Source organism: Flavobacterium chungangense LMG 26729 (genome assembly GCF_000735715.2).
GTDB lineage: Bacteria > Bacteroidota > Bacteroidia > Flavobacteriales > Flavobacteriaceae > Flavobacterium > Flavobacterium chungangense.
In genome coordinates this window covers 403588-429966 of sequence record NZ_JASY01000002.1, presented here as the reverse complement: position 1 = coordinate 429966, position 26379 = coordinate 403588, and the positions used below count along the sequence as shown (strand labels likewise).

Genomic DNA, 26379 nt, shown 5'->3' with positions numbered 1-26379 from the left:
TTAGTTTAGTAATGCAAAAAGACTGTCCATATATGGACAGCCTTTTGTTTTTTTATTGTTTTAGAGATTAGTTTTCTTTATCATATTCTCCTGTTAACGAAAAGTATCCAAAAACTCCCAGTCCCAAAACAATTAAAGGAGTCAGGATAAACAGAATGATAATCCCAAATACTAAATCTTCTTGCTGATCAGATAAAAATTTTGGCAGACCAAATTCAAAAACACAAAAATAGGCAGCAGCAATTGCTAATACTATCCACAGAATTCCCAAGGCTCTTTTTATAAAATTCATTTTTCAGCAGATTAAAGGTGAGAGTTTTTATTTTTATTATCGATATAAATCATTCCAATTACAAAGCAAATAGAGGCAATCACGATCGGATACCAAAGTCCGTCGAGATAAAAGTCCTGTTTTCCTGCTGCTTTTGAATGAGTCACAAAATAAGTCGAAATCGCAGGAAGCAAACCTCCAAAAATTCCGTTTCCAACATGATACGGCAATGACATTGAAGTGTAACGAATTTTTACCGGAAACATTTCCACTAAAAAGGCTGCTATTGGCCCATAAACCATCGTAACAAATAATACCTGAATAAATACTAAGAAAATCAGACTCCATTCATCACTCGAGTTAATAATGACAGAGGTAGTAACCTGAGCGTCTTTTTTAGCAGCGAAATGCGTCTTTTTTTCAATTGAAACGGTTCCATCTGTAAATTCTTTATGAGTCGTATAAACCGAATCCTTGGCAGCAGTTAGTTCAACGGTAGTTTTTGTTTTTTCTGTAATTTCTGTTTTAAGGGTAGTATCTGTTGTGGTATACATTGCCTTGTAAATCGGTCTGTACAGGAAAATGGCCAGCAGCATACCGCCCATCATAATATATTTTCTTCCTACTTTATCACTCAGCCATCCAAATACAATAAAAAACGGAGTTCCTAATAAAAGCGCAATTCCCAATAAAGTATCAACCTGCGAGGAGTCTATGTTCATTACTGTTTTCATGAAACTCATGGCGTAAAATTGTCCGGTATACCAAACAACACCCTGCCCCATTGTAGCACCAAACAAAGCAAGCAGTACAAATTTTAAATTATAACGGTTTCCAAAACTTTCCTTTAATGGACTTGCACTTGTCGTTCCTTCTTTTTTTGCTTTTGCAAATTCAGGAGATTCGTCCATATTTTTTCGGATGAGGTATGAAACTCCTACCATTACTATCGAAACCCAAAACGGAACACGCCATCCCCAGATGTCAAAATCTTCAGCTGAAAGAACCGTTTTTGTCGCCAGAATAACCATCAGTGAAATAAACAATCCAACCGTTGCTGTAGTCTGAATCCAGGAAGTCCAATAACCTCGCTGTCCTTTGGGCGCATGTTCTGCAACGTATGTTGCTGCCCCTCCATATTCTCCACCAAGCGCTAATCCTTGTAGTAAACGTAAAATCAGAACCAATAAAGGTGCTAAAAAACCAATCGTTTCATAACTTGGAATACAGCCTATTAAAAAAGTAGATCCACCCATTAATAATAAGGTAGCCATAAAAGTGTATTTACGACCAATAATATCTCCAAGTCTTCCAAAGAATAAGGCTCCAAAAGGACGCACTACAAATCCTGCCGCAAAAGTGGCTAATGTTGACAGAAATGCTGCGGTAGGATTGTCGCTGGGAAAAAATTTGGTAGAAATTACAACGGCTAGACTTCCAAAAATATAGAAATCATACCATTCAATCATTGTTCCCATTGAAGAGGCCGAAATGACTTTCCAGATGCCTTTTGTAGATGTTTTACTCATAAACTGCAAATAATGTAATTGATAATAAACAAATAATTAAAATATTTTTTTACGAATATAAAAGATATTTATTTATCTCACTGATACTTTTTTAACAAAAGCAGATTAATTGTGTATTTTACATTTTTAAGCAATGAGAAAGCTGTGATAAATGAAAAGAAAATGTTGATCGCAAATGACGCAAAGAACATTAAAGGTTCACAAAAGTTGTAATAAGCATTGTAAACCTTTAATGCGCTGTGTGGTTTTAGAATTAATCAAAGGGCTAGAAACATGAAATCTTTTCTTACTCTGTATGTTTAATTAATTACCTTATTTTAGGAGATATTTTTTAAAAAACTTAAAAGCCCTATCTCTTTTTTAATCATTTTAATCAAAAGCAATCCGAAAAGCAGTAAAAAACCAAACCCACTCACTAGTATGTAAAGATAAAACCCATTTGAAAAACTTTCTTTAAAAACAGGCAGTAGGAGCGTAAAACCTGCAATGTATATCAGATAAACTACCGGTGTAAAAACGTAATGAATTTTTTTTCTCCATTGATAAAACTGTTGTGCCAGCTTACTGTATTCAATCAAAGAAACATCTGATTTTAGGTTCTTTAATTTTTCCATACTAACCCACTCTAAAACGATACGAAATATAAGCATCGTAATCATAATGCTTAATCCTAAACTAAATAACGTTTGTTTATAAGCACCTGCCCAAACATAATAAAATATTAATATCACAGAGGTTACACTTAAAATTACTCTGGTCCAAAAATGATTGCGTTTAATCTTTTTAGTATATTCCTCTGCTTTTTTAACAATATCAGCTACTGCTGGTTTTGAATCTGGACCGGTTTGCTGGTTCCAAATAGTTTGTAAGTCTTCAAATGTTTTCATTTTGTACGCATTGAGTTAAACTTTTTTTAATTCGATGAATTCTAACGCGAAGTGCTTCCTCGGTTATACCAATTACCTCAGCTATTTCAGGATATCCTACACTATCTAAAGTCATTAGAATTATCATTTTATTTGTTTCTTCAAGTTTTTGTATGCACTGATACATTTGTTGAAGTTGTTCTTCTTTTTCATTCGAATACGATTCTGAAACAACCTGAGGCTGAATGTGAGTCCTTATTTCTTTTTTAGAAGATGATTTTCGCAAGTAAAGGAGACAGGTATTTACAGTGATTCTGTAAATCCATGTACTAACACTTGATTCATTTCGGAATGTGTCTAATTTCTCCCATATCTTAATGAAGATTTCCTGAGTCGCATCCGAAGCCAATGCTGTATCTCCACAAAAATAACCTTTGCACAAACGAAATACCTTAGGATAATGGCTGTTGTATATGTTGTTAAATTGCTCTTTGGTACTCACCTTATTTTATTTCTGATTTTACTTTTTCCATAAACCACTCCGGCTGATCATACATTACAAAATGAGCCGCTTTTTGTGCGTAATAAATTTTAGCGGAAGGTAAATTTTCGTATTGGCTTTTATAGGTATTTTGTACGGTATTAATATCTGGATTTGTCGCTGCGAGAATCACTACCGGAATTTTAATTTTAGCAATTTCTTTTCGTAAATCTAAATTAAGCATGTCAATATAACCATAAACATAGGTTTTTCTATCCGCAGTTTTCATCCATTCTGCAATTGTTTTTTGCTTTTCTTTATTAAAGCACATGTAAGAAACCGACTGGGTATTCATAGCATTGAACGCATTTGCATCCATAGCAAGCATCATCTTGCTCTGCGGATTGTCATAAGGAATAATATCTCCTTTGTAATTAGGAATCATTAAAGCTGCATTTGCAGGTAATGCATCAACAATAATTGCTTTTTTGAACAGATTTGTTTCCTGAGACGCTAACCACAAACTCAAAGTTCCTCCCAAACTATGACCAATTAATATGGCTTTCTTTAATTTTTTAGTTTTTACATAAGCAATAACCTGATCCTTTATAGTAGACAACCAAGGGCCTTCAATTGGAGGAACATTCCCAAATCCTGCAAAAGTAAAAACGTGGCATTCGTAGTTTTTAGACAATTCGGCTACCGTTTCATTCCATACTTCTCCTGTACAGCCAAAGCCAGGGAATAATAAAACAGGATTACCTTTTCCTTTCACCTCTACCTTAAAGGCAGTTTGAGAAAAAACAGGTCTTGAAACGATAAGCATAAATACGATAATTAAGATTGATTTTGTTTTCATAATGTTTCTTTTTTTTTTAAATTTACCTTTTGATGCAGCACTATATTATTTGTTACATCAAAAAATCTATTTTTTTTTAAAAAAACTTTCAATACCTGATTTTACTGGCTATACGAATAATAAAAATTTATTCAGATTATAATTTTCGCCTCATTTCTTAACAAATTTTACGACTTATAATTTGGGTTTCTCATTTTAAATTCAAATAAGAATCTAAAGCTTCGGCTAATTTATCAATGCAATAAAAACTGTTTTGAAGATTGTTAATTTCAGCTTGCAAGGTTTCGGATTTTCTCAATACACTTAAAGCCAATATATAATTTACTTGCCGTATTACCTTAGCCATGTCTCAGGGATTAATGTTATTTTTGAAAAAATCGATTAGTCTGATTTCTGTTTCCTCTGAAAGATTATTTATACTCATAATTTTAGAATTTAAATATTGTAAAAATCATCAGAACTTTATTTAATTTAAAATCCTATTGCGGTCGAGCCTAATTATTTTTTTAATTTTATAGCAAATCCAAAAGCTACAAATGATTAAAACCAAAAAATAGCAACTCACAAAAAACGAATACTTTTTATTTCTTATCAAACTTGTATTAAAAAGACGATGGTGGCTATATGCTTTTATATTATTTCTTGCTGTGGCACTTGTTTTTAGGAATAATAAAGACACATAGATAATTTCATAATCGTATTTGGTTTTACCTATCCGCTAATTACATTATTCCAATTTTGGAGATTTGCAAATTCAAAGGAAAACAAGATTATTTTTAACGAAAGACAACATGAAATCTTTCCTGATAAAATTGTTTCTCATATGGGAGAAATATCTGAGAGTACAATTGATATAAACAACTTTATAAAAGTTTTTGAATTAAAAGGTCTTTATCTTTTATATCTAAAAAGGTCAGACATTATTTTTTCCAAAACGAATTTTTGAAACTCCAGAAGATGAAAATTGGTTTAGAAATGAAGTATTTTTGATCTTCAAAAACAGATAAAATTTTGGTAGAAGTCTTTTTTTTTTCAAACATAAAAAAATTCTCCAGCTATTAATTGAGTTATGTTATTCTTTAAAATGAAGAAATTCATCTAGTTTGTTCATTTCGAAGAACGAGAAATGACAAGTTTGTGGTTAAAGAATTGCGAAAAAAAACCTTTGGCAAAGTTTTAAACTTTGATAAAGGTCTCTCATATCGTTTGGAATTTGGTACTTTAAAAAATTGGAATTTATTTCTCCAACAATTCTAAAATCTTATCCACATTCACTTCACTATAATCATTAATATAAAAATCACATACAGGAAGCTGTTCTTTTGTATGTGTACTCAAAACGCCCACAACTTTCATTCCGGCATTTAATCCTGCCGTAACGCCCGAAAAAGAATCTTCGAAAACCACACAATCAGACGGAGAAACGCCTACACGCTCTGCCGATTTCAGATAAACCTCAGGATTTGGTTTATGAAACGTAACATCTTCGCTTGACATCATCGAATCCATTTTTTTATCAAGTTCCAGGAAATTGGCAATCAAATCTAAATTTGCCCGAGGTGCAGAGGTTGCAACTGCTGTTTTAAATCCGCGGGATTTTAGTTTGCTTAAAAATTCTAAATAATGCGGAATCGTTTCTACTTTGTCTTTATAAATCTCACGAAACATCGCTTCTTTTTCATATTCCAGTTTGGCCAATTCCTCTCCCGTAATTGGGCGTTTGAAAAAATGTGTCATGATATATCCGTTATGTTTTCCGTACATATGTTCTTCAAATTCTTCATTGGTATACGGAATTTTGTATTTATCAAAAAAGGTTTCAAAAGCGACGACATGATGTGGATTTGTGTGGCAAATTACGCCGTCCATATCAAAAATTACACATTGCTGGCTCATATATTTATTATGTTTTTTTTAACGATTGCAAGATAGCGGTTTTTCCCCGGAGATTCACGGAGGTTTTTCGCAGAGATTCGCTAAGTTTTTTTGAATCATGCAGAGTTGCACAGTTTTTTCACGCAGATTTAAAAAAGATTTAAACAGATCAAAACAGATTATTTATTTCTAAAATTTTAAAAAGCAAATCTGCTAAAATCTGCAGAATCTGCGTGAAAATATTTTTATCTACTTACAGGATTTAGAAAAAACGACATCCCGGAATCAAACTAAAAACAAAAAAGCCTTTCCGTTAAGAAAGGCTTCTTTTTAAAAGCGGTCTGGACGGGACTCGAACCCGCGACCCCATGCGTGACAGGCATGTATTCTAACCAACTGAACTACCAAACCCACTGCTTATTGTGACTGCAAAAATACAATAGAACTTTGATTCTGCAAGGGTTTTTGTAAATTAAAATTCAGAAAATTTTAATTAGCTAAATTCCAATATTTTAAAATTTCAAATTCCATTTTTTTGAAACTCATTTTCTACAAAATATGTTTAATTAACCACAAAGCACACAAGGTTAAAAGAGAAAAAGGTTCGCAAAGTTTATAATAAACTCTGCAAACCTTTTTTGTAAATCTTAGTGCTCTTTGCGGTTAAACTTAAATGAGCTTACATAACTTATATGGTTAAAAAGCCAAATGTCTTAAATCAAAAAAGCCATCCACAAAGTGGAAAGCTTTTCATTGGTCTAACTACTAAACCGAGCTGAGAGTTACAAATTCTCAGCAAAACAACACAACTAATCTTAGATACCGTATTTGGGCAAAAAAGCCTTTCCGTTAAGAAAGGCTTCTCCCAATATTGCGGTCTGGACGGGACTCGAACCCGCGACCCCATGCGTGACAGGCATGTATTCTAACCAACTGAACTACCAAACCTCTGCGTTATTGCGGTTGCAAAGATAGTACAGAATTTCGTTTCTGCAAGCGTTTTGATAAAAAAATTTGAATTTAATTTAAAAATATCAGCCAAAGTTTTGTTTTTCAACCAAATATGTCGTCAGAATTTTTTCAAAATTATCGCCTACATTGACCGGAACATACTTAATTTGGTTCTTGGCACAGGTTAAAGCCAGTTTTTTAAAGTAAGCTGCTGCCCTGTTTTCATATTCCAGCTTTACATTATCGGCAAAAATCGAAACTTCTTCGCCTGATTCTAAGTCGATAAACTTTCTTGGCGTGTTATCGAAGTCAAATTTCAGCTCGGTTTCGTGATCGACTACGTGAAACAAAACGACTTTATGTTTGTTGTGTTTTAAGTGCTGTAAGGCATTAAAGAGTTTTTCATCATCTTCAGACTGAAACATATCCGTAAAAAGAATAATCATCGAACGACGATGCATTTTCTCTGCGATTTGATGCAGATACGTAATTGTATCGGTACTTTTTTTGACTTTTGGCTGCTCTAATAATTGTTCCAGTTTATTCAAAAGCATTCTGTGGTGACGATCGCTTCCTTTTTCAGGAGCATAATATTCGTAATTATCCGAAAAAACGCTTAAACCAACGGCATCACGCTGTTTCTTTAAAATATTCATCAAAACCGCCGAAGCCAGAACCGCAAAACCAATCTTTTTTTCATAAAAAGGCTGATTCGATTTTAATTCAGGATAATGCATCGACGACGAATTATCGACAATAATATGACAGCGCATATTGGTTTCTTCCTCAAAACGTTTCGTGTACAAACGATCTGTTTTGGCAAATAATTTCCAGTCGATGTGTTTGGTGCTTTCGCCTGCGTTATAGACTTTATGTTCGGCAAATTCAGCCGAAAACCCATGAAACGGACTTTTGTGCATTCCGGATATAAAACCTTCCACAACCTGATTCGCCAGCATTTCGAGATGCTGAAAACTGGAGACTTTCTCTATTTCCGATTCAATTTTCATTCGGTTTCTTTTTTAATATTTTGCGCTTTATAAAGCAAATCTGTCGCCATGAACAATTTACGCTTCAGGATTGGACTAAAATTAGGGTTTTCCTTCAGGAATCGCTGTACTTCATCAAAAGCATATTTCGATGAATACCTTCCAACCGTATTATCCAGCCAGTCTTTTGGAAAAAAGATATCACCCGTGCGCTGGATTTCTTCTGTCAAATCTAGTGAAAATCTAATATATTTCTGCGCACTTTCCTGACGAAGCGGATGATTTATATTGGCCAAACCAACAGAAACCCAGGATTCTTTCTCGCGATTTGCATCGTCTTTTAATGATTCCATAAAAGCATTTCGAATCGATTCGTCTTTTGACAAGGACGGAAGCAGAAATTCAAAGCGTTTCTTTTTATCCGGATTTGTGATTGAAGTTCTCGTTTTCTCCAAAATTTCATCCACTTTTTTATGCTTAAAAATTGCCAGATTCATTGCCATATTGCTATAATCATCTTCGTTTAATTTCAATCCCGAAATTACAACTTCTTTATTCCAAATCTTATATAATCTGGCTTTCGCCGAATCTGAATAGGCAATCGAACTAAACAATCCGAACAGCGTTTTTTTAATGTTCGAAGACAAATTAGCCTGTAAACGTTCATCTAAAATACCCACCAGCTGTTTCTGAACTTTCTTTTGCTGTTTTCCGGTAAAAAACCTCCAGTAAATCGTATTTAAATTCCCTGATGCAATTCGTAACACCAATTCATTTTCTTCTGACTGAATTCCTTTTACAAAACAATCAAAAGCTTTGTCTGGAGAAATGTTCCCCACCAAAGTATTTTCATAAAGATTGCTGTATGCTGAAGCTCTGGCAACCTCATCTTTTAAACTGGCGATATAATTTAAATGAGTCCCGTCAAGCGGAAAAACACCGTATCCAAAACCATTATAGTTGTAAATAATGGCAAGTGGTTTTTCAAGTCCGACAGCTTCTTTTACGATCAGACCTTTAACTGTAATATTTGCGGTTACCACTTTTACATCATTCGCATAAACGAAACCAATCTGAAAAACCTGTGGCCAGATATTGCTGGATTTATCTTCTGCTTGCTGTATAATTTCAAACTTCCTGATTCGGTTTTGATCGTCGTATTCAATTTGGTCTGTAAAAATGGCTCTTCCGGATTTGTTCACCCAGACTTCGCTCCATTTCTTCATATCCAGTGGTGATTCGTCATCGAGGATTGCTACAAGATTATTCCAGTCAGCATTGTCGTTGGCGTATTTCTGAATGTATTTTTGGATTCCTTTTTGAAAAGCGGCTGCCCCCATTGAGGCCTCTAACTGACGCATCATAATTGGCGCTTTGTTGTAAATTATGGCTCCATAAAGAGATCCGGCATTTTTTAAATTCTCAAGATGCTGCTTTATCGGATGTGTTCCCAACGATCGGTCTTCCGCGTAAGCGCTGCCATAATGCGCTGTAAAAAACTGCAGATTATGATTGACTTTCGGAAAAATCGGGTTCATAATTTTGTCTGCCATAAAGTTGGCAAACACTTCTTTCATCCACACATCATCAAACCATTTCATTGTTACCAAATCGCCAAACCACATATGCGAAGTTTCGTGTGCGATCAATTTTGCACGGTTTAACTTTTCGCTGTCGGTGGCGCTGTTGTCCAGAAACAAAGTCGATTCGCGGTACTGAATCGCACCAACATGCTCCATTCCGCCATATTGAAAACCCGGAATCGAAGCAAAATCGAATTTCTGAAAAGGAAATTTATAGTTCGTATATTTTTCTAAAAAATCTAAAGACTGCTGGTGCAAACTGAAAATCGTATCGGTGCTGCTTTCTATTTTGCCTTTATCATTTTCCCGATATAAAAAAGTCATTTCTAAACCAGGTTTTTTCATAACGCTATTGAATTTTCCTGCTACGAAAGAAAACAAATAGGTACTCATTTTATCAGATTGTCCAAAAGTGTATAAAGTAAAATCCCCTTTTTTAACAGTCTCTTTTACATCGGCTCCAGCCAAAACCTTCCAGTCTTTTGGAACCGAAAGACTCAATTTATAAGTTGCTTTGATATCCGGCTGATCAAAACACGGAAATAACGTACTCGCACGGTCGGGAACTAATAAAGTGTACAGAAAATCATCATTTCGGTTTAAAGATAAATTTCCGGCGATAAACGAAATTGCAATCGTGTTTTTCCCTGAAACCAAACTTCCAACAGGAAGCACAATATGTCCTTTTTCATGAACAATGGCGATACTTTTTCCGTTTGCTGAAACTGATTTTATATTTGAAGTTTTCTCTTTAAAATCTAAAAGTAAGGGCTGACTCAAATCAGACAAATTCAAATTTAAAGTCAATTGAGAATTGATGTTCTCACTTTTCTGATTTGGGATTTCGAATAAAAGCTCATAATTCACATCAGAAATTTGATGTTTCCGAAAAATAGCCAGCTGCTCGGAAACGCCATTTTCTAAAAGAACACTTTCTTTTTGTTTTGATTGAGAAAAACCAATTGTAATCATTGCAAAAAAACTAAGAAAGCTGTAGATAATTTTCATTTTTAGGAGAATATAAGATTCGTTAAAAATAAAAAATATTTAAACACATAGAGACATAGATTTTGCAAGCTCAAAAAGAAGGCATTTCATTTGTTTGAAAACACATAGCTATCTGTTTTGATGCAAAAGTGAAACGCCTTTTATTATCAAAGAACTATGCTTCTATGTGTTTAAAATAATTAAACTCACTTTATTATAAAAAAGGCCTGACTTTCGACAGACCTTTACATTGGATCAAAAACTTCAATTTGATTTAGTTTTTTTTAATTGTATCGGAATTTTATAACTTTTTGTATTCGTAACTACTCACAATACCGGATTGCGATTTTTTTGTGGGATAGCCGCCTTCATTATATTCCACAACAATATCTGCAGTTGTTGGAGAACCTGAGTTATACGTTTCTATCACTTTTATTGGGTTATTTTTTGATGTATTTGGAAACCTGTATTCTAATGGTAAAGAAGATTCCGGATTTGGTTTCGTATCATACGTATAAGTATGAGAGTAAAAAAACACTCCATCAGGAGTATTTGCGTCTATTTTGTTGTAATAGGTAATTTTTGACACATTCCCTTTTTTGTCATACTCAAAAACAGCTTTACTGCTTGGCAATGCATTTCCTTTTATCTGTAGTTTTTGAGTAACCGTACCCCCGTTATATTCAAAAATATAGCTTTGCTTGTGATCGTATATGGCCGGAGTTGCAGAAGAATTTTGCGTATATTTTTTTTCTGTAAGTCTGCCCTGGGCATCATAATTATAAATTATTCTGTTATATGATGGCGTTGAAAACAGAGCAGAAACGATTTTAAGTTCTTCCTGAATTTTGCCATTAGCATTATAGGTCACCGTACTGTTGAAAGTTGATGTAAAAGAGCCATCTGCCCCGTCTATCTCAATCAATTTGTTTGCATCGTTGTACTTATAAGTATTGAATGCCGAAGTACTGTTTAATTTTGTCAATAAATAGGACGGTGTGATTTCTTCTGGCGCTTCGTTATCACTGTCATTACTGCATGAAATTGCAAATACTGCCAAAAGCAAAAGAGTCAGTTTGTTTATTCTTGTTTTCATAATTTTGGTTTTGAATTATTATAGAACAAAGATGCAGCACTATTGAAGTGTAAAAAACCACTAATAGACGAACGACATTTTAAATAGACAAACATTCCTAAAACATAAAAAAAGACCCGACTTTCGCCAGGCCTTTTAAACATACTAATTCAAACTATCCAAAATTATTCTGTCTGCTGAAAATCAAAACTTAAATCTCCGGCATTATACGTAGTGGCAATGGTCGTTGGAAAAGTCTGCGCTGTGCCCGAAAGCCATCTGTACTCATTAAAAGTGATATTTCCGGCAACAATAGGATATGTAGCAGCAGAGTTATCGGCTTTATTCTTTTTATACCAGTCATTAGAATTCATAGAGATCAGGTATTTTTTGTCTTTCTCCAAAGCGAGCTCACTAATTTCTTTTTTAACTTCAACATCCGCAGTTGCAACATTTAAGGTTTCAGAACGCAATACTGTTTTTGTTGTATAATCCCAAATGGTAACACGTAAAAAAGGATTTGTAGCCGGAAGTTTTAACGTAATCGCTTTTATTTTTCCTTTAACTGTTGGCGTAAATACCAATCCGAATTCGTAATCCCCCGAATTGATAAAATTGGTTGAAGTTGTAAAACCGGTTTGGGTATAATAAGCGGCTAACGGATTTTCTGTTTGAAATTTTGGTGAATTATCATCATCATTACTGCATGAAACAGTAAATACTGCAATTGATAAAATGGCAAAAATAGTTTTAAGCGTTTTCATAATAATTTTAATTTTAAAATGGTTCAAATGGTTCTTTTTTAATTCAATAACATTTATTTTTGTAAAGTCCAAAGTCAGAAAAAATGATTTATTTTTGCTTTCAACTGAATTACGGGACAAATTTGAATCAATAAAATCTCGTTAAAAACACCCAATAGACAAACAACGTTTTAAATAGACAGACAACACCAAACAGGCTGGAATAATGAAGAAATACTCTTGTATTATCGTTGATGATGATGAAATAGACAGACTGACGGTGCTATCTTTTGTCAAAAAATTTCCGGTTCTGGATATTTTAGGTGTTTTCGAATCTGCTGAAGAAGCACTTCCGTTTATACAAAAACAAAAAGTAGATATCTTATTTCTGGACATTGATATGCCGGGTTTAAACGGAATCGAATTCAGAAAAGATGCCCTCGAAATTCCAGTTTGCATTTTTATAACCGCACATCCGGAACATGCTGTAGAAAGTTTTCAGATTGAAACCCTCGATTTTATTGTAAAGCCATTAAAACTCGATCGTTTTACGCAAACAATGAAGCGTATTGAGGAATTTATGGAAATCAAACTCAAAGCTTCTCTCTTTGAGGCAAGCATCGGCGGAGATACTATTTATATCAAAGAAGGTCATGAACAGACCAAAGTAAAACTGCATGAAATTCTGTATCTCGAAGCCTTAAAAGATTACACATTAGTTGTTACCGAAGGAAAAAGGCATTGTGTTTTATCGAGTATCGGAAATCTTTTAAAAGAAAGTCATTTTCAATCTTTTATCAGAATTCACAGAAGTTTTGCTGTGCAAAAACAATTTATCCAGAAAATGAATTCCACCGAAATTATTTTAAACAATAACATCTCCATTCCGGTTGGCAGAAGCTACAAAGACAACTTAAACCTGATCTAGATGAAGAAAGCCGGTTTTTTGATTTTGCTTTTTATTACTGTTTCAGTTTTTGGACAACAGGAACCGGATTTGGCAAAATATAAAACAACTATTCAAAAACTGGATGTCTTACTTACCTATACCAAATCACTTTTAGATAAAGAAGAATATTCCAAACTTATCATTGCCTCACAAAAAGGTATTGCACTTTCAAAAAATTATCACAAGTATTTAAGCACATTTTATCTGCATCAGGGAATTGCTTATGAATTCAGTAACAACCAATATAAAAAAGCGTTGATCAATTATGAAAATGCTCTGAAATATGCGCAAAAAGTCCGTCATATCGAAAATCAGACTTCTTCTTTGATGCGGCTTAATTATATCTATTACTCTTTAAACGAAAACAGAAAAGGCAAAGCATTAATTGAAACTATCAAAAAAGTGCTTGACACTACGAAAAGTAATTATGCACGCGCGGTTCTTTACGGTAGTCTAGGTGAATATTATTTGAATACCTCTGAATATGAAAATTTTATTGGCTATCAGTTAAAAGCAATCAATTACAAAAAACAGCTTGATAAAAATGAACCAAATACAGAAAACATAGGTGTCTCCTATTGCCAAATTGCGAGTGCTTACGTTAAAATGAAACAATTTGATAAAGCGATTGAGTATTTAAACGAATCAAAACCTTACATTAAAACATCTCCCTACGTAAGTGCTTTTTCATGCAATTATTTATTACAGTGTTACGCTGCCAAAAAACAGCCGGACAGCATTAAAAAATATTATAAATTAATCTACACCTTTCCCACAGCGAAAGATTCCCTCTTTCTTAATTTAAGTTTTGCAAACCAAAGCATGTCTAAATATTATGCCGATGAAGGACAGGTTAACAAGGCTTATCATTATGCCAAAAAAGCTGTTTTATTTGGACAAAAGTCAACCGACGAAGAAATTCTTATGGAGGCAAACACCATAATGGGCAGGGTTTTATATGAAAAGGGAGATTATAAAAATGCTATTAAAACACTTAAGGAAGCATCAAAGGATGCATTAAACTACGACAAGGAATTCTTTGTTATCATCAATCAGAAACTGTCTCAAAGCTATGCATCTCTAGGGCTTTGGAAAGAGGCTTTTTATTATAAGGAAATCTACTCCAAATACAATGACGAGATGATGCAAGAGTCAGCCAAACAAAGCATTGCCAATGCCGAAGCCCGTTATCAAAACAAAACTAAAGGGCAGGAAATAAAAAATCTCTCTGCTCAAAATACAATCAAAAACATTCAGATTGAAGATGCCAGAGAACAACGCTTGTTTTTAATTTCAGGAATACTATTAGTTGGAATCATTGGATTATTGTTGTTCAGACAAAACCAAAACCGTAAAAAAACAAATGAAAAATTACAGCTCCTGAATCAGGAACTCGATGAAGCCAATAAAATTAAGGCACGATTTTTTGGAATTTTAAATCACGATTTGAGAAGCCCGATTTCAAATCTGATTCATTTTTTACATCTTCAAAAAGAAAATCCTGAACTCATTGACGAAGAAACCGCTTTGAGAATGCAGGCGAAAATAATTTCCGGAGCCGAAAATTTACTATCCTCTATGGAAGATATTTTACTTTGGAGCAAAGGCCAGATGGAAAATTTCAAACCGCATTTTAAAAATATTCCAGTCGAAGTTATATTCGAAGACACAAAGAAGCATTTTTCAGCTGTAGAAAATATCGAAATTTCATTTGAAAATTCCGAAAACATTATTTTAAATACCGATGAAAATTATCTGAAAACGATTATCAGAAACCTTACAGGAAATGCTGTAAAAGCACTGGATAAAAACAAAAACGGAAAAATAATCTGGAAAGCCTGGCAGGAGCATAATCAAACCTTACTTTCAATAACAGACAATGGCCCGGGAGAAAGTCTGGAAAAATTTAAAGCTCTTTATGATGATTCAGAAGTCATCGGAATCAAATCAGGATTGGGTTTGCACCTGATTCGGGATTTGGCAACGGCTATTAATTGTAAAATCGAAGTAGATTCAAAACCTAATTTCGGAACTACATTTACTATTTTATTTTAAACACATAGAGACATAGATTTTGTAAACTCATTAAAAGGCATTCCATTTGTTTTAAAAACGCATAGCTATGTGTTTTGATGGAAAAGTGACACGCCTTTTATTCTCAAAGAATGGCTATGTTTCTATGTGTTTAAAAGGTATACTTATTCCAATAAAAAAGGCCTGACTTTCGTCAGACCGTTTTTATATAAATCATAATCTTACGATTACAACAAAGCGTCTAAGCTATCTGCGTAGGTTTGTTTCGGAGCAACTCCTACTTGTTTTCCTACTACTTCACCGTTATGAAAAACCAAAACAGTTGGTATGTTACGCACACCGTATTTTGCAGCGAATTCCTGGTTTGCATCAACATCAACTTTTCCAACAACTACTTTACCTTCGTATTCGCTGCTTAATTCGTCAATGATTGGACCAACCATTCTACAAGGACCGCACCATGCTGCCCAAAAATCTACCATTACAGGTTTATCTGATTTCAAAACTACTTCATCAAAAGTAGCATCTGTGATTGCTAATGCCATAATAATTTTATTTTAAGATTATCCCTTCGGTTTTTGTTCAGGGAAACAATTTTTTAATAAGTTTTAAACTTGAGTACAAATTTAGAAATTTTAAATCAATCAAACGTCATCCGCAAATTAGTTTTGATTATAAATGTATTGCCAATAATTATATGAGTAGTAAAGCGCTTATTTACAAGCATTTATTATTTAATCCATTGAAAACCAATTTTTTAAATCGACTCATTTTTTTAACGTATCTTTAATAAATCTAAACCGTTTCTGATGAAAAAAACGTTGCATTCAATTAAAACCTTTTTACAATCGCTTCGTTTTAAAAAGTTCGTCAAACGTCTTGGTATCTTTATTTTAGGATGTATTGTATTTATTGTAATTGCTTCCGGAGCGTTATCATTTTATTTCAACAGGAATAAAACGGAAATCATAGCCAAAATCAACACCAAAATCAATGAGAACATCAACGGAAAATTTCATATTGGCGATTTTCAGTATAAATTTCTAACCGGTTTCCCGAATTTTACGCTGGCGCTGAAAGATGTAGAATTAAAAGACAATCAATGGAATACCCACAAACACACTTTACTGAAGGCAAACGAAATCGAAGTGCGTTTAAACGTTTTGAATTTACTGCAAAAGGAAATCAACATTCATAAAATCCTGATCAACGAAGCACAGATTTACGTATACAAAGCCGAAAACGGCTATTCGAACGCCAATATTTTTAAACCAAAAAAGAAAAAAACGCCTGAAACGACTTCTGAATCTGGAACCACAATCGATCAGGTTGACCTCAACGATGTTCATTTTGTATTGGACAATCGCATCGGACATAAATTATTTGATATTGATATTGCCAGTTTAAAATCGAAAGTAAATTATGATGATGAAAACTGGCAGACCGATGTTTTCCTGAAAACCAACATCAAAAGTCTGGCTTTTAATACCGTTCACGGAAGTTTCGCCAAACAAAAATTGCTTCAGGGTACTTTTGCCGTTTCCTATGCTGCCGAAAAAGAAAAAATAGACGTCAAAACCGAGAATCTTAAAATCGGAAAAGATGCTTTTGACATTGTTGCTTTTTTCAATTTAGCCAAAGGCAGCGCGCTTTTCGGAATCAATATCGGCACTACTATTTTATGGGAAGATGCTTCGAATTTACTTTCGGAAAATATCAGTTCTAAACTCAATCGCTTCAATCTAAAGGAAGAAATTGATGTGAATTGCGACATCAAAGGCGATTTTAATGCCGAAGGTGATCCGAAAATTGTGGTTCAGGCCGAAGTCAAAAACAACGAACTGAGCATTCCCGACGGCTTAATTACCGATTGCGGTTTTAAAGGCATTTTTACAAATAATTTCAAACCAAAATCAGGTTTCAACGACGCAAATTCTGCTATCATTTTAACGCGCTTATCCGGAAAATACAAAAACATTCCGCTTACAATTCCGCAATTATCGATTAATAATCTGGACAAACCACTGGCAACCGGAATCGTAAAATCTGATTTTGACATCGAAAACCTCAACGAAGAAAACGCCGAAAAATGGATTAATTTTACCGAAGGTCATGCCACAGCCAACTTAAAATTTCAGTTTGATATTGTCGATTTGTACATCACCAAACCTCGTTTTATTGGCAATGTAAATATCCAAAATGCCTCTTTTCATTTTATTCCGAAAAATGTTCGTGCTGAAAAAATCAACGTACAGCTCGAATTCACACAAGAAGCTTTGCTGATTAAAAAAATCGCCTACAAACACCAAAAAAACACGATTTTTATCGATGGGAGAATCGATAATTTCCTGAATTTATATTATGACGCTCCCGAAAAAATGGTCGTAAACTGGAACATTTATTGCCCAAGTATTGACATCAGGCAATTTTTGGGCGTTTTGGCCACTTCTCAAAAAAAGAAAATGACCGTCAAAAAGCCTTCCATGTCGCATCAGTTACGAACAGCCATCGAAAAATGTATTGTACACATCAGCATCAAAGCCGATAAAATCACTTACAATAAACTGACCGCAACCAACACCAAAGCCCAAATCCAGATGATTGATTCCCGGCTTGTCATCAAAAACGGTTCACTGCAGACTTGTGGCGGAAGCATCAATTTTAGCTCCACCGTTTCTCCAAATGGCAAAAACTTCAATTTCGCATCCAACGCGCAGGTCAATCAGGTTGATATTACACGCTTTTTAAAGTCGTTCAGCAACTTCGGAATCACGTCTTTTTCTCCAAACAACATCCGTGGAAAACTCACCAGCAACGCCAATGTAACTGGTTTAATCAACAGCAACGGCGAACTGATCCCGAATTCGGCACACGGAAATCTGGTTTTCAATGTCAGTCAGGGCGCTTTACGAAACTTTGAACCTATTATGAAAATCGGGAAATTTGCGTTTCCGTTTCGCGATGTCGAAAATATTACGTTCAGCGATTTATCCGGCAATTTTAAACTTCGTGGTGAGCAAATCGACGTCAACAAGCTCACCATTAGTTCCAGCGTTCTCAACCTCGATGCCCAGGGCGTTTATTCCTTTGGCCGCGGTACCAATTTAGCCCTAACCGTCCCGCTCCGAAACTCCAAAAACGACGCACAACTCGCCACCAAAGCCGAGCGCGACGCCGTCCGTCAACGCGGAATCGTCCTGCATTTACTCGCTGTAGACGATAATGGAAAGATGAAAATTAAATGGGGGAAGAAGGATAAGAATAATTAGAAGCCGCTTCCTGCTCTCCGCTGTATCTTTTGTCCCGAACCCCGGCACAAAAGGATGCCGCTTCGATCAGGGCTAGGGGGCTTGGTTTTATAAGGAATTTAGTAAAAACTAAATCTCTTCAATTCCTAATAATTTAAAGAATTCAAAAGTTCCATCATACATAAATTCTGGCCTTGTAATATCTTGATCATTGCCTTTCGGAATATAAATTACCATTCCCTGCCTTGCTCTAGTCAACAAAACTCTATAAGAATTAATTAGGTAATTTGTAATTTCAGGACTATTTATGTTTTGCCATTTAGTTCCTTTAAATTTTCTATAATTCCATTGATTATTATGATAAAATAAATCTCCATCCCAAGCAACACAAGTCCAATCCAATTCCAATCCTTGTATATCGAATTCTGTAGCAACTTCTTCAAGAAAATAAGATGAACGAATATCTTCTCTATCATTTAAAAACCAAATTGGAGCATCAATTTTAGCTTTTACATTTAATCCAAAAGGTCTTAAACGAATTCCTCCGGATGAAGCTACAATTCCAGTTCTTTCCGAGCCTTTTGCTGAGTTTTTTACCCAATTTCTAGCTTTATCTAAATCACGAGTTATCTTAATTGGATAATATTCTTTAATAAAACGTTCATAGATTTCTTTAGCATTCACCGTATTATTATTAATTATTTCTTGAATAAAATTAGATAATTGAGCACTTCTAAATGATCTTAATGAAATCGACAAGTGCAATTCATCTTTCTTTATTGCTTTTTTATCATTTAAGATTATTAAAGCTTCTTTGTCTTTGATATAGTTTTCGTCTTCAACAATTTTAGAAGAGTAATAAATATCCCAATCTTCAAATTTATTTGAAAACGGTCTGATCCATTCTTCTAGACCAGCTTCTCCAGTATTTATTTCTTGTCCTCCTCCAATCAAACAAACAATTGTGCACCAATCTTTATGCCTATCCATAACCTCAATAAGAAATTCAGGTTCCGATTTATTAAAATCTGAGACACCTTTATTTCTCTTCATAAAACTTGAAGCTTGCTCTTTCGTCCAAGCTCTTTGTGCTTCATCGAAAATAGTTACTTTTTCGATTGGCGCTTTTTCATCTCTTATGGAAGCATCTCTAAAATGATGAATATTTTGAATAAAAGATTTTACTTGAGAAGTTGCTGAAGATTTTGTAATAATTGAACCTTCATCTCTAGCAGTTTTGACTTTATCTCTCGCTAAAGCTTCACGCAAAACATCAACTAAAGGGCCATTTCCTGAAAGGAAAACTGCATGTTCCTCCTCTTTATAATTTGAACGCAAATTAGCAATATTTAGCCCCGCCAATGTTTTTCCGGCACCAGGAACTCCTGTTATAAAACAAATTGATTTTTTATTTGTGCTTTTCGAATTATCGATAATTTCAGAAATACACTCTGAGGTAACAGATAAATTTTCTGCGCCTGAATCACTTCGTGAAATTTCTAAAACATTGTGTTTTTTATATAAAGCAGTAGCAGCTTCAATAATTGTTGGTGTTGGTTTATAAATTGAATTTTCCCAATTTGCAACATTTATAATTTCCGAGTTTTTAAATTTTTCTAAAGTCTCAGATATAACTTCTGATAAATTATTTTCATTAGCTACAATTGTTTCATGTAAATTATTAAGAGCCTTTTTATAAACATTGCTCACATTGTTTGCTCTGTCAGCAATTAAAATTGGAATAATAATTTTATCATGACTTCCTTCGTGGAAATTATTCAAATCTAATCCATAATCAAAAGCTTGATCTTTTGCATATTTGTCATACACATTTGAACCAATCTTAAATTCTAAAACAAAGATGCAATTATCAATAATTAAAATATTATCAACTCTTTTACCCATTCTTGGAATTGTAAATTCAAAATAAACTCTTCCAGCAAAATTTAAGATCGTTTGTTTTAGAATTTTAATTTGACTTTGCCAAGCATTAGATTGCTGAATAGTCAATTTGTTTAAGTCATAACCACCCGAAATTTTCCCATAAATACTGTCTCCATCTTCGAGACAAAAATCGCCAATAGAATTACAATAATATGCCCTATTCATCGAACAAGTCTCTTATTTTCACTTCTAAAGCATTCGCTAATTTCTCGACAACTTCAATAGATACATTCCTTTCACCTTTTTCTATTGTTGGTAAATATGTACGATCTATCTCTGCTAAATTGGCTAGCTTTTCCTGAGATAATCCTTTGAGTTTTCTAAGCTCTTTAATTTTAAGTCCGAATTTTTGTTTAATGTCCATGTTAACAAAAATTGCAAAATGTAGACTATAAAACAACGGAGTATAGTCGGGTTTTTATTATATTTGAAATAAAAATCCTATGTTAAGTTTAGACGAAAAAATTCAATACTTAGAGAATTATTTGACTATGACAACTAAAAATTACGCAGATACTTTTAAAGAAGATATCGTTATGTTTTTAGATGACTTTACAAGTAAAAACGAATTATTGCTTTTTCTTAATAAACTTAATTCATTTGTTGATATAGAAAATTGGGCTGATAATCTGTGTTCAAAAATTGTTTTAAAGTTTGACTACGAAACAGAGCACATAAATGATTTTATATTCGATTATATAAACTTGAGCAATTAAACCACATAAAAATCTACTCAACATTTCATAATCTTTCCTTAACTCACTTGCCATTTTATCTAAAAAAAGATAGATTTGAGAAACAATCATTAAATACAAACCGTTATGAAAATTCAAATCAATACCGACAAAAACATTGAAGGACACGCAAGATTAGAAAACTATTTTTCTGAAGAATTAGAAAAAGGCTTAGCCCGTTTTGAAGATAAAATTACCCGCATAGAAGTACATTTTGGAGATGAAAATGGAGAGAAATTCGGCTTAAACGATAAAAAATGTGTTCTTGAAGTCCGTATCGCCAATTTACAGCCGCTTACCGTTACAGAACACGCTGATACACTGGAAAAAGCGTTTAGCGGTGCTTTGGCAAAAGCCAAAAAATCATTGACTACTACTTTCGAAAAAATGAAAGCACACTAATAGAATATTTAAATCCAAAATTTTAAATTCCAAATTCCAAACTAAACAGTGGGATTTGGATTTTTTTTGAAATAATTCTAATACTTCAAACTTAGAATAATTAAGTTTTTAAATTCCAAGTTCCAAAATGAAGACTTGGAATTTGGAATTTAAAAATTGGATTTTTATATCCGTTGAATTTCGACTAATTTAAGATTTTGGCAATGGCGCTCCCACGGCAATATCGCAGCGGTGTCCGGGCTGTCCGTGTACCGGGTTTGTTCCTTCGGCTGTGGTTACGGGTTTTGAGGTTTCGGTACTTAATAAAGCAGGAACGGCATTGTTTGCTGGCGGTGTTACCGTAAATGATTTTTCGACTGTTCCGCTTTGTGTCGCAGCTGTTGTTGTGGTCGCTGGTTTTGTAACCGGAGAATTTAAAGGCGCTCCAACCGGAATATCACATCGGTGTCCCGGCTGACCATGCGACGGATTCATTCCTTTGGCTACTTTTACAGGCTGTGCAACGGCTGTCGTAGTTACGACTTTCGGCTGACCGGGATTTACCTGAACCGTTTGTGCAGGCTGTGTAGTTATAGTTTGCCCTTGTTGCGTTGGTGCCGAGTTTAAAGGCGCGCCAACCGCAATATCACAGCGATGTCCCGGCTGTCCGTGTGCAGGATTCAGTCCTTTTGTCTCTCCTAAAACCGTATTTGGATTTGTGGCCGGAGCCTGTGCCACCGGAGCAGCTGTTTTAGAAGTGTCTTTTGCAAGTCCTAATCTTACCAATTCTGATGTTGAAGTGTTCTCCTGGACTTCTAATTCTTTTTTACAGGAAATAAAAACTAAAGAGGCAATAATAATCGAACTTATGTAGATTTTTGAATTCATGATTGAGGTATTTTAAAGCACTCAAATATAAAAAATAAACCTTAGTTATTATTCAAAGATGATTTTAAGTTTTTCTTTGATATACTTTGTCTTTTTAATCTCGCAAAGTCGCTAAGACGCAAAGTTTTTATTTTAATTTTCTTTGCGGCTCTGCATCTTTACGAGAAACAACAATAAGCTTATATCCATTTTTCGCTCGCAGATTTTGCAGATAATGCAGATTTTTTTCTATAACTGTCAAAAATTTTATCTGCTGGATCTGCCAAATCTGCGAGAAACTTTCCATCGTTAAAAATCATTCTTATCTTTAATCTCTAATACCATTTCCTATGAAAAAATCAATTCTATTCTTTCTATTAGTTACTTATTTCTCAAATGCTCAAACTATCGAAAAAGACAAAATCAACCAAACCTTAGATGCCTGGCACAAAGCCGCTGCTGATGTAAAATTTGAAGCCTACTTTAATGCCATGGCAGAAGATGCGATTTACATTGGAACAGACGCTACCGAAAACTGGGTCAAAGCCGATTTTAAAGTCTGGGCTAAACCCTATTTCGATAAAGGCACAACCTGGAATTTTACCGCTTTGGAACGCCATATCTTTTTTGACAAATCCGGAAAAATGGCGTGGTTTGATGAATTGCTGAATACTCAGATGAAAATTTGTCGCGGTTCGGGCGTTTTGGTAAAAATTGGAAAAGAATGGAAGATTCAGCATTATGTTTTATCCATGACCATTCCGAATGATGAAGTGGATGCTGTTGTGAAAGTAAAAGCACCTATTGAAGATATTCTGATTGCCAAACTTCAAAAAAAATAAGCAATATCTGTCATTCTTATAACAATCGTTAGCTTTCAGGAACTTTAGAACTCAGGATATCAATTCTATTATAATATATTTGACAATAATAGCGCAAATTTAGAAGCACAAAATAAGATACTCTCAAAAAAACAAGCTGAATTTTATAAAATTTACTAAAATAAAAATCAAACCTCTATTTTGTCAGACCTTAAATTTAAAATATTTATTTTTTTTTAACTTTGCCCCCAAAAAAAATAGGGTTAAATAAAGTATTTGAAAAATGAAAATAGAAAAACGCTGGATCATTTCCTTTATTATGATAAGTATTGTTTGTATCACGGGGGCATTTTGGCCAACGGTTACAGAAAATGATTATGTATTATCAAAATTTGGCACTACCGACCATATTGTTTCGGCAGACGTTGCCTGGATGCTTACATCCTCTTGTCTGGTTTTAATTATGACACCTGGATTGTCTTTCTTTTACGGTGGAATGGTAGGCAAGAAAAATGTGATTTCAACCATGTTGCAAAGTTTTATTTGTCTTGGGGTTGTGACACTTTTATGGGCTGTAGTGGCTTTTAGTCTGGCTTTTGGAGAACCGGTTGGTTTTGGTTCGGGAGATCATTTTTACAGTTTCTTTGGTGATCCTACCACTTTTGCTTTTATGGATTATGTTGGCGTTTTGCCACACAAACAATTAGCTAATACAATTCCGTTTATGCTTTTTGCATTGTTTCAGATGAAATTTGCGATTATTTGTCCTGCCATTATTACAGGATCTTTTGCAGAACGCGTTCGTTTTATCTCTTATCTGATTTTCATCAGCTTATTTACCATTTTTATATACGCTCCTTTATGTCATTCCGTTTGGTATCCAACGGGTGTTTTGGGAAGCTATTTTGGTGTAAAAGATTTCGCCGGAGGAACCGTAGTACATATGAGTTCCGGATTTGCCGCTTTGGCCGGAGTTATCGTTTTAGGAAAAAGAAAAAACAGTCAGCATATTCCAACCAATATTCCGTTTGTATTATTAGGAACCGGAATGTTATGGTTTGGATGGTTTGGTTTCAACGCCGGTTCTGCTCTTGCTGCCAACGGAACTGCAGCAATGGCTTTTGCAACCACAACAACTTCATCAGCAGCAGCCATGTTAACCTGGGTTTTCTTTGACAGAATGAACGGCAGAAAAGTTTCAGCTTTAGGGGCATGTATCGGAGCTGTAGTCGGCTTGGTAGCTATCACTCCTGCGGCAGGTTTTGTATCGGTTCCTGAAAGTATGTTCTTCGGGTTCATTACGGCTTTGGTATCCAATTCTGTAGTAAACTGTAGTTTTTCAAAAAAATTCGATGATACTTTGGACGTTTTTGCCTGTCATGGTGTGGGTGGAATCATGGGAATGATTCTTACTGCTATATTCGCTCATGGTGAAGATGCAAGTTTATTGCACGGGGGCTGGAATGTTTTCGGACACCACATGATGGCACTAGTACTGGTTTCAATATTTACTTTCTTCGGAGCTTATTTCTTATTCAAAGTAACGAATTTCATTATTCCGTTACGAGTTTCAGAAGAGTCAGAACACATCGGACTGGATTTGTCTCAGCACGATGAAACACTGGATCCAAAATCATCACATATAACCGAACCACATTACTAACCAAAAATAAGCCGCAGCGTTCTCAGATTAAAACCTGAAAATACTGCGGCTAAAATTTAAACTTCAATTACGTCTCGCCCATTCGTTTATATTCCTTAATTTTGCGGAAAATTTTTGTAAAAGTGGGAAGTAAAAATAAACTAAAAAGATTCAGGGAAAACGAAACATTTGAAAACGTTTTCCAGCCAACCAGAGAAGAAGTTGTAAGTGATTCATTTCCGTTAAGAGGAAAATGGAATGCTGATTTCTTTAAAAATGACAATCCGTTAGTTTTAGAATTAGGATGTGGAAAAGGCGAATATTCTGTTGGACTGGCAGAAAAATACCCGGACAAAAATTTTATCGGAATTGACATTAAAGGTGCCCGCTTCTGGAGAGGCGCAAAAACTGCTGTTGACACAGGATTACACAATGTGGCTTTTATAAGAACTCAGATCGAATTAATCAATCATATTTTTACTGAAGGCGAAGTAGATGAAATCTGGATTACTTTTCCGGATCCACAGATCAAATACAAAAGAACCAAACATAGAATGACCAATTCTGAGTTTTTACAATTGTATAAAAAAATCCTTAAAAAAGATGGTGTCGTAAACCTAAAAACCGACAGCGAATTTATGCATGGATATACCCTTGGATTGTTGCACGGCGAAGGGCACGAAGTTTTATATGCGAATCATAATGTGTATAAAAATGAAGGAAGTCCTGAAGTAGTAACTTCAATCCAGACCTTTTACGAAAAACAATATTTAGAAATTAATAAGGCAATTACGTATATTCGTTTTAAAATTAAAGACTAATTTAGTTTTAAAATCATTTTTCAACCATTAAATAACTGAATGGCATTACTCACTCCATTAATTTCAGGTTTTATTGCCGCATTTATTGGGATTATTCCTCCGGGACTAATCAACATGACCGCAGCCAAAATAAATTTGAAAGAAGGAAAAAAAAATGCCCTATGGTTTGTTATTGGTGCCGTTTTAGTCATTTTTTTTCAGGTTTATGTAGCGGTTTTATTTGCGCAGGTTATTAATAGCAGACCGGATGTCGTTGCATTACTGAGAGAAGTTGGTTTTGGTATCTTTTCGGTTTTAACCATTTATTTTTTATTTATAGCTAAAGGACCCAAAACCAAAAAATCAAAAATCAAAAAGAAGAGTAAAGAAAGCCGTTTCTTTTTAGGAATGCTGCTTTCGGGATTGAATTTTTTCCCAATTCCGTATTATGTACTGGTAAGTGTTACTTTAGCTTCTTACCATCTTTTTGTGTTCGAAAACAACATTATTTTTACTTTTGTATTAGGTTCTGTTTTAGGCTCTTTTGCCGTTTTATACAGTTATATCGCTTTCTTTGGAAGAATAGAAAAAAAGACAGATTATATGATGCGCAATATGAATACGATTATTGGAAGCATCACCGGTTTAATTGCTCTTGTGACACTTTTTAATATTTTGAACTATTACTTTAGTTAAAAATATTAAACCTCAGATTAGAAGATTAAACTGATTTTGAGAAATGGGGCAAAA

General features: G+C 34.3%; 23 protein-coding genes and 2 tRNA genes. 9 read left to right on the top strand and 16 right to left on the bottom strand.

Annotation, left to right across the window (positions count from 1 at the left end):
* Positions 1 to 67 precede the first annotated feature (67 nt).
* The 12 genes from JE46_RS05055 to JE46_RS04995 form a co-directional block, all read right to left on the bottom strand.
* On the bottom strand, positions 68 to 292 hold the full coding sequence (locus JE46_RS05055; protein ID WP_031454172.1) for a DUF6814 family protein: 225 nt from the start codon (positions 290 to 292) through the stop codon (positions 68 to 70).
* An 11-nt stretch (positions 293 to 303) separates the two neighbouring features.
* Complete coding sequence (locus tag JE46_RS05050; RefSeq protein ID WP_031454171.1) at positions 304 to 1800, bottom strand: MFS transporter; 1497 nt, start codon at positions 1798 to 1800, stop codon at positions 304 to 306.
* A gap of 317 nt (positions 1801 to 2117) precedes the next feature.
* Positions 2118 to 2687, bottom strand: a complete 570-nt coding sequence (locus tag JE46_RS05045) for a hypothetical protein (RefSeq protein WP_031454170.1) — start codon at positions 2685 to 2687, stop codon at positions 2118 to 2120.
* The gene (locus tag JE46_RS05040; RefSeq protein ID WP_031454169.1) at positions 2674 to 3168 is read right to left on the bottom strand and encodes an RNA polymerase sigma factor; all 495 of its coding nucleotides are present in this window, start codon (positions 3166 to 3168) and stop codon (positions 2674 to 2676) included. Before JE46_RS05040 ends, JE46_RS05045 begins: the two co-directional genes overlap by 14 nt.
* A 1-nt stretch (position 3169) precedes the next feature.
* A complete protein-coding gene (locus JE46_RS05035) occupies positions 3170 to 4006 on the bottom strand; it encodes an alpha/beta fold hydrolase (RefSeq protein ID WP_031454168.1) in 837 nt (278 codons plus the stop codon).
* A gap of 1236 nt (positions 4007 to 5242) precedes the next feature.
* Positions 5243 to 5902 (bottom strand): HAD family hydrolase, encoded by a 660-nt coding sequence (locus tag JE46_RS05025; protein ID WP_031454167.1) that lies wholly within the window; start codon positions 5900 to 5902, stop codon positions 5243 to 5245.
* A 316-nt stretch (positions 5903 to 6218) separates the two neighbouring features.
* A tRNA-Asp gene (locus JE46_RS05020) sits at positions 6219 to 6292 on the bottom strand.
* A gap of 463 nt (positions 6293 to 6755) precedes the next feature.
* Positions 6756 to 6829 (bottom strand) — tRNA-Asp (locus JE46_RS05015).
* 86 nt (positions 6830 to 6915) lie between these two features.
* A complete protein-coding gene (locus JE46_RS05010; RefSeq protein WP_031454166.1) occupies positions 6916 to 7842 on the bottom strand; it encodes a DUF58 domain-containing protein in 927 nt (308 codons plus the stop codon).
* Positions 7839 to 10412, bottom strand: a complete 2574-nt coding sequence (locus JE46_RS05005) for a M1 family metallopeptidase (protein WP_031454165.1) — start codon at positions 10410 to 10412, stop codon at positions 7839 to 7841. The genes JE46_RS05010 and JE46_RS05005 overlap by 4 nt, the downstream gene beginning before the upstream one ends.
* Positions 10413 to 10692: 280 nt before the next feature.
* On the bottom strand, positions 10693 to 11487 hold the full coding sequence (locus tag JE46_RS05000) for a hypothetical protein (RefSeq protein WP_031454164.1): 795 nt from the start codon (positions 11485 to 11487) through the stop codon (positions 10693 to 10695).
* A gap of 164 nt (positions 11488 to 11651) precedes the next feature.
* Positions 11652 to 12230 (bottom strand): DUF4082 domain-containing protein, encoded by a 579-nt coding sequence (locus tag JE46_RS04995; RefSeq protein ID WP_083480858.1) that lies wholly within the window; start codon positions 12228 to 12230, stop codon positions 11652 to 11654.
* 205 nt (positions 12231 to 12435) lie between these two features.
* Between JE46_RS04995 and JE46_RS04990 the strand changes: the two genes are divergently transcribed.
* Both JE46_RS04990 and JE46_RS04985 read left to right on the top strand, forming a co-directional pair.
* Positions 12436 to 13137, top strand: a complete 702-nt coding sequence (locus JE46_RS04990; RefSeq protein WP_031454162.1) for a LytR/AlgR family response regulator transcription factor — start codon at positions 12436 to 12438, stop codon at positions 13135 to 13137.
* The gene (locus JE46_RS04985) at positions 13138 to 15213 is read left to right on the top strand and encodes a tetratricopeptide repeat-containing sensor histidine kinase (protein WP_031454161.1); all 2076 of its coding nucleotides are present in this window, start codon (positions 13138 to 13140) and stop codon (positions 15211 to 15213) included. It abuts the gene before it with no gap.
* Between the two features lie 206 nt (positions 15214 to 15419).
* On the opposite strand, the gene trxA is transcribed toward JE46_RS04985, so the two are convergent.
* Entirely contained in the window at positions 15420 to 15737 is a 318-nt protein-coding gene (trxA, locus tag JE46_RS04980) for a thioredoxin (protein WP_007805142.1), read from the bottom strand.
* Between the two features lie 264 nt (positions 15738 to 16001).
* Here trxA and JE46_RS04975 point away from each other — a divergent pair, with 264 nt between their 5' ends.
* Positions 16002 to 18461: an AsmA family protein gene (locus tag JE46_RS04975; protein WP_031454160.1), complete on the top strand. Its 2460-nt coding sequence runs from the start codon at positions 16002 to 16004 to the stop codon at positions 18459 to 18461.
* 108 nt (positions 18462 to 18569) lie between these two features.
* Here the strand turns inward: JE46_RS04975 and JE46_RS04970 are convergent, their stop codons facing one another.
* Positions 18570 to 20549, bottom strand: coding sequence for a DUF2075 domain-containing protein (locus JE46_RS04970; protein WP_031454159.1), 1980 nt, complete (start codon positions 20547 to 20549; stop codon positions 18570 to 18572).
* Positions 20542 to 20748 (bottom strand): helix-turn-helix domain-containing protein, encoded by a 207-nt coding sequence (locus tag JE46_RS04965; protein ID WP_031454158.1) that lies wholly within the window; start codon positions 20746 to 20748, stop codon positions 20542 to 20544. Before JE46_RS04965 ends, JE46_RS04970 begins: the two co-directional genes overlap by 8 nt.
* A gap of 79 nt (positions 20749 to 20827) precedes the next feature.
* Between JE46_RS04965 and JE46_RS04960 the strand changes: the two genes are divergently transcribed.
* The gene (locus tag JE46_RS04960; RefSeq protein ID WP_031454157.1) at positions 20828 to 21100 is read left to right on the top strand and encodes a hypothetical protein; all 273 of its coding nucleotides are present in this window, start codon (positions 20828 to 20830) and stop codon (positions 21098 to 21100) included.
* 105 nt (positions 21101 to 21205) lie between these two features.
* The gene (locus JE46_RS04955) at positions 21206 to 21520 is read left to right on the top strand and encodes an HPF/RaiA family ribosome-associated protein (protein WP_031454156.1); all 315 of its coding nucleotides are present in this window, start codon (positions 21206 to 21208) and stop codon (positions 21518 to 21520) included.
* Between the two features lie 189 nt (positions 21521 to 21709).
* Here JE46_RS04955 and JE46_RS04950 read toward each other — a convergent pair whose 3' ends face one another.
* Positions 21710 to 22387, bottom strand: a complete 678-nt coding sequence (locus JE46_RS04950) for a hypothetical protein (RefSeq protein ID WP_031454155.1) — start codon at positions 22385 to 22387, stop codon at positions 21710 to 21712.
* A gap of 329 nt (positions 22388 to 22716) precedes the next feature.
* On the opposite strand from JE46_RS04950, the gene JE46_RS04945 reads away from it, so the two are divergent.
* From JE46_RS04945 to JE46_RS04930, 4 genes are all read left to right on the top strand, one after another.
* The gene (locus tag JE46_RS04945) at positions 22717 to 23208 is read left to right on the top strand and encodes a nuclear transport factor 2 family protein (protein ID WP_031454154.1); all 492 of its coding nucleotides are present in this window, start codon (positions 22717 to 22719) and stop codon (positions 23206 to 23208) included.
* 262 nt (positions 23209 to 23470) lie between these two features.
* Complete coding sequence (locus tag JE46_RS04940) at positions 23471 to 24850, top strand: ammonium transporter (RefSeq protein WP_031454153.1); 1380 nt, start codon at positions 23471 to 23473, stop codon at positions 24848 to 24850.
* A gap of 122 nt (positions 24851 to 24972) precedes the next feature.
* Positions 24973 to 25650, top strand: coding sequence for a tRNA (guanosine(46)-N7)-methyltransferase TrmB (gene trmB, locus JE46_RS04935; protein ID WP_031454152.1), 678 nt, complete (start codon positions 24973 to 24975; stop codon positions 25648 to 25650).
* 39 nt (positions 25651 to 25689) lie between these two features.
* A complete protein-coding gene (locus JE46_RS04930; protein WP_031454151.1) occupies positions 25690 to 26325 on the top strand; it encodes a LysE family transporter in 636 nt (211 codons plus the stop codon).
* The last annotated feature ends 54 nt before the right edge of the window (positions 26326 to 26379 follow it).

Coding starts and splice junctions, on each gene's coding strand:
- JE46_RS05055 (WP_031454172.1), bottom strand. CDS start 292: ATGAATTTTATAAAAAGAGCCTTGGGAATTCTGTGGATAGTATTAGCA.
- JE46_RS05050 (WP_031454171.1), bottom strand. CDS start 1,800: ATGAGTAAAACATCTACAAAAGGCATCTGGAAAGTCATTTCGGCCTCT.
- JE46_RS05045 (WP_031454170.1), bottom strand. CDS start 2,687: ATGAAAACATTTGAAGACTTACAAACTATTTGGAACCAGCAAACCGGT.
- JE46_RS05035 (WP_031454168.1), bottom strand. CDS start 4,006: ATGAAAACAAAATCAATCTTAATTATCGTATTTATGCTTATCGTTTCA.
- JE46_RS05025 (WP_031454167.1), bottom strand. CDS start 5,902: ATGAGCCAGCAATGTGTAATTTTTGATATGGACGGCGTAATTTGCCAC.
- JE46_RS05010 (WP_031454166.1), bottom strand. CDS start 7,842: ATGAAAATTGAATCGGAAATAGAGAAAGTCTCCAGTTTTCAGCATCTC.
- JE46_RS05005 (WP_031454165.1), bottom strand. CDS start 10,412: ATGAAAATTATCTACAGCTTTCTTAGTTTTTTTGCAATGATTACAATT.
- JE46_RS05000 (WP_031454164.1), bottom strand. CDS start 11,487: ATGAAAACAAGAATAAACAAACTGACTCTTTTGCTTTTGGCAGTATTT.
- JE46_RS04995 (WP_083480858.1), bottom strand. CDS start 12,230: ATGAAAACGCTTAAAACTATTTTTGCCATTTTATCAATTGCAGTATTT.
- JE46_RS04990 (WP_031454162.1), top strand. CDS start 12,436: ATGAAGAAATACTCTTGTATTATCGTTGATGATGATGAAATAGACAGA.
- JE46_RS04985 (WP_031454161.1), top strand. CDS start 13,138: ATGAAGAAAGCCGGTTTTTTGATTTTGCTTTTTATTACTGTTTCAGTT.
- trxA (WP_007805142.1), bottom strand. CDS start 15,737: ATGGCATTAGCAATCACAGATGCTACTTTTGATGAAGTAGTTTTGAAA.
- JE46_RS04975 (WP_031454160.1), top strand. CDS start 16,002: ATGAAAAAAACGTTGCATTCAATTAAAACCTTTTTACAATCGCTTCGT.
- JE46_RS04970 (WP_031454159.1), bottom strand. CDS start 20,549: ATGAATAGGGCATATTATTGTAATTCTATTGGCGATTTTTGTCTCGAA.
- JE46_RS04965 (WP_031454158.1), bottom strand. CDS start 20,748: ATGGACATTAAACAAAAATTCGGACTTAAAATTAAAGAGCTTAGAAAA.
- JE46_RS04960 (WP_031454157.1), top strand. CDS start 20,828: ATGTTAAGTTTAGACGAAAAAATTCAATACTTAGAGAATTATTTGACT.
- JE46_RS04955 (WP_031454156.1), top strand. CDS start 21,206: ATGAAAATTCAAATCAATACCGACAAAAACATTGAAGGACACGCAAGA.
- JE46_RS04950 (WP_031454155.1), bottom strand. CDS start 22,387: ATGAATTCAAAAATCTACATAAGTTCGATTATTATTGCCTCTTTAGTT.
- JE46_RS04945 (WP_031454154.1), top strand. CDS start 22,717: ATGAAAAAATCAATTCTATTCTTTCTATTAGTTACTTATTTCTCAAAT.
- JE46_RS04940 (WP_031454153.1), top strand. CDS start 23,471: ATGAAAATAGAAAAACGCTGGATCATTTCCTTTATTATGATAAGTATT.
- JE46_RS04930 (WP_031454151.1), top strand. CDS start 25,690: ATGGCATTACTCACTCCATTAATTTCAGGTTTTATTGCCGCATTTATT.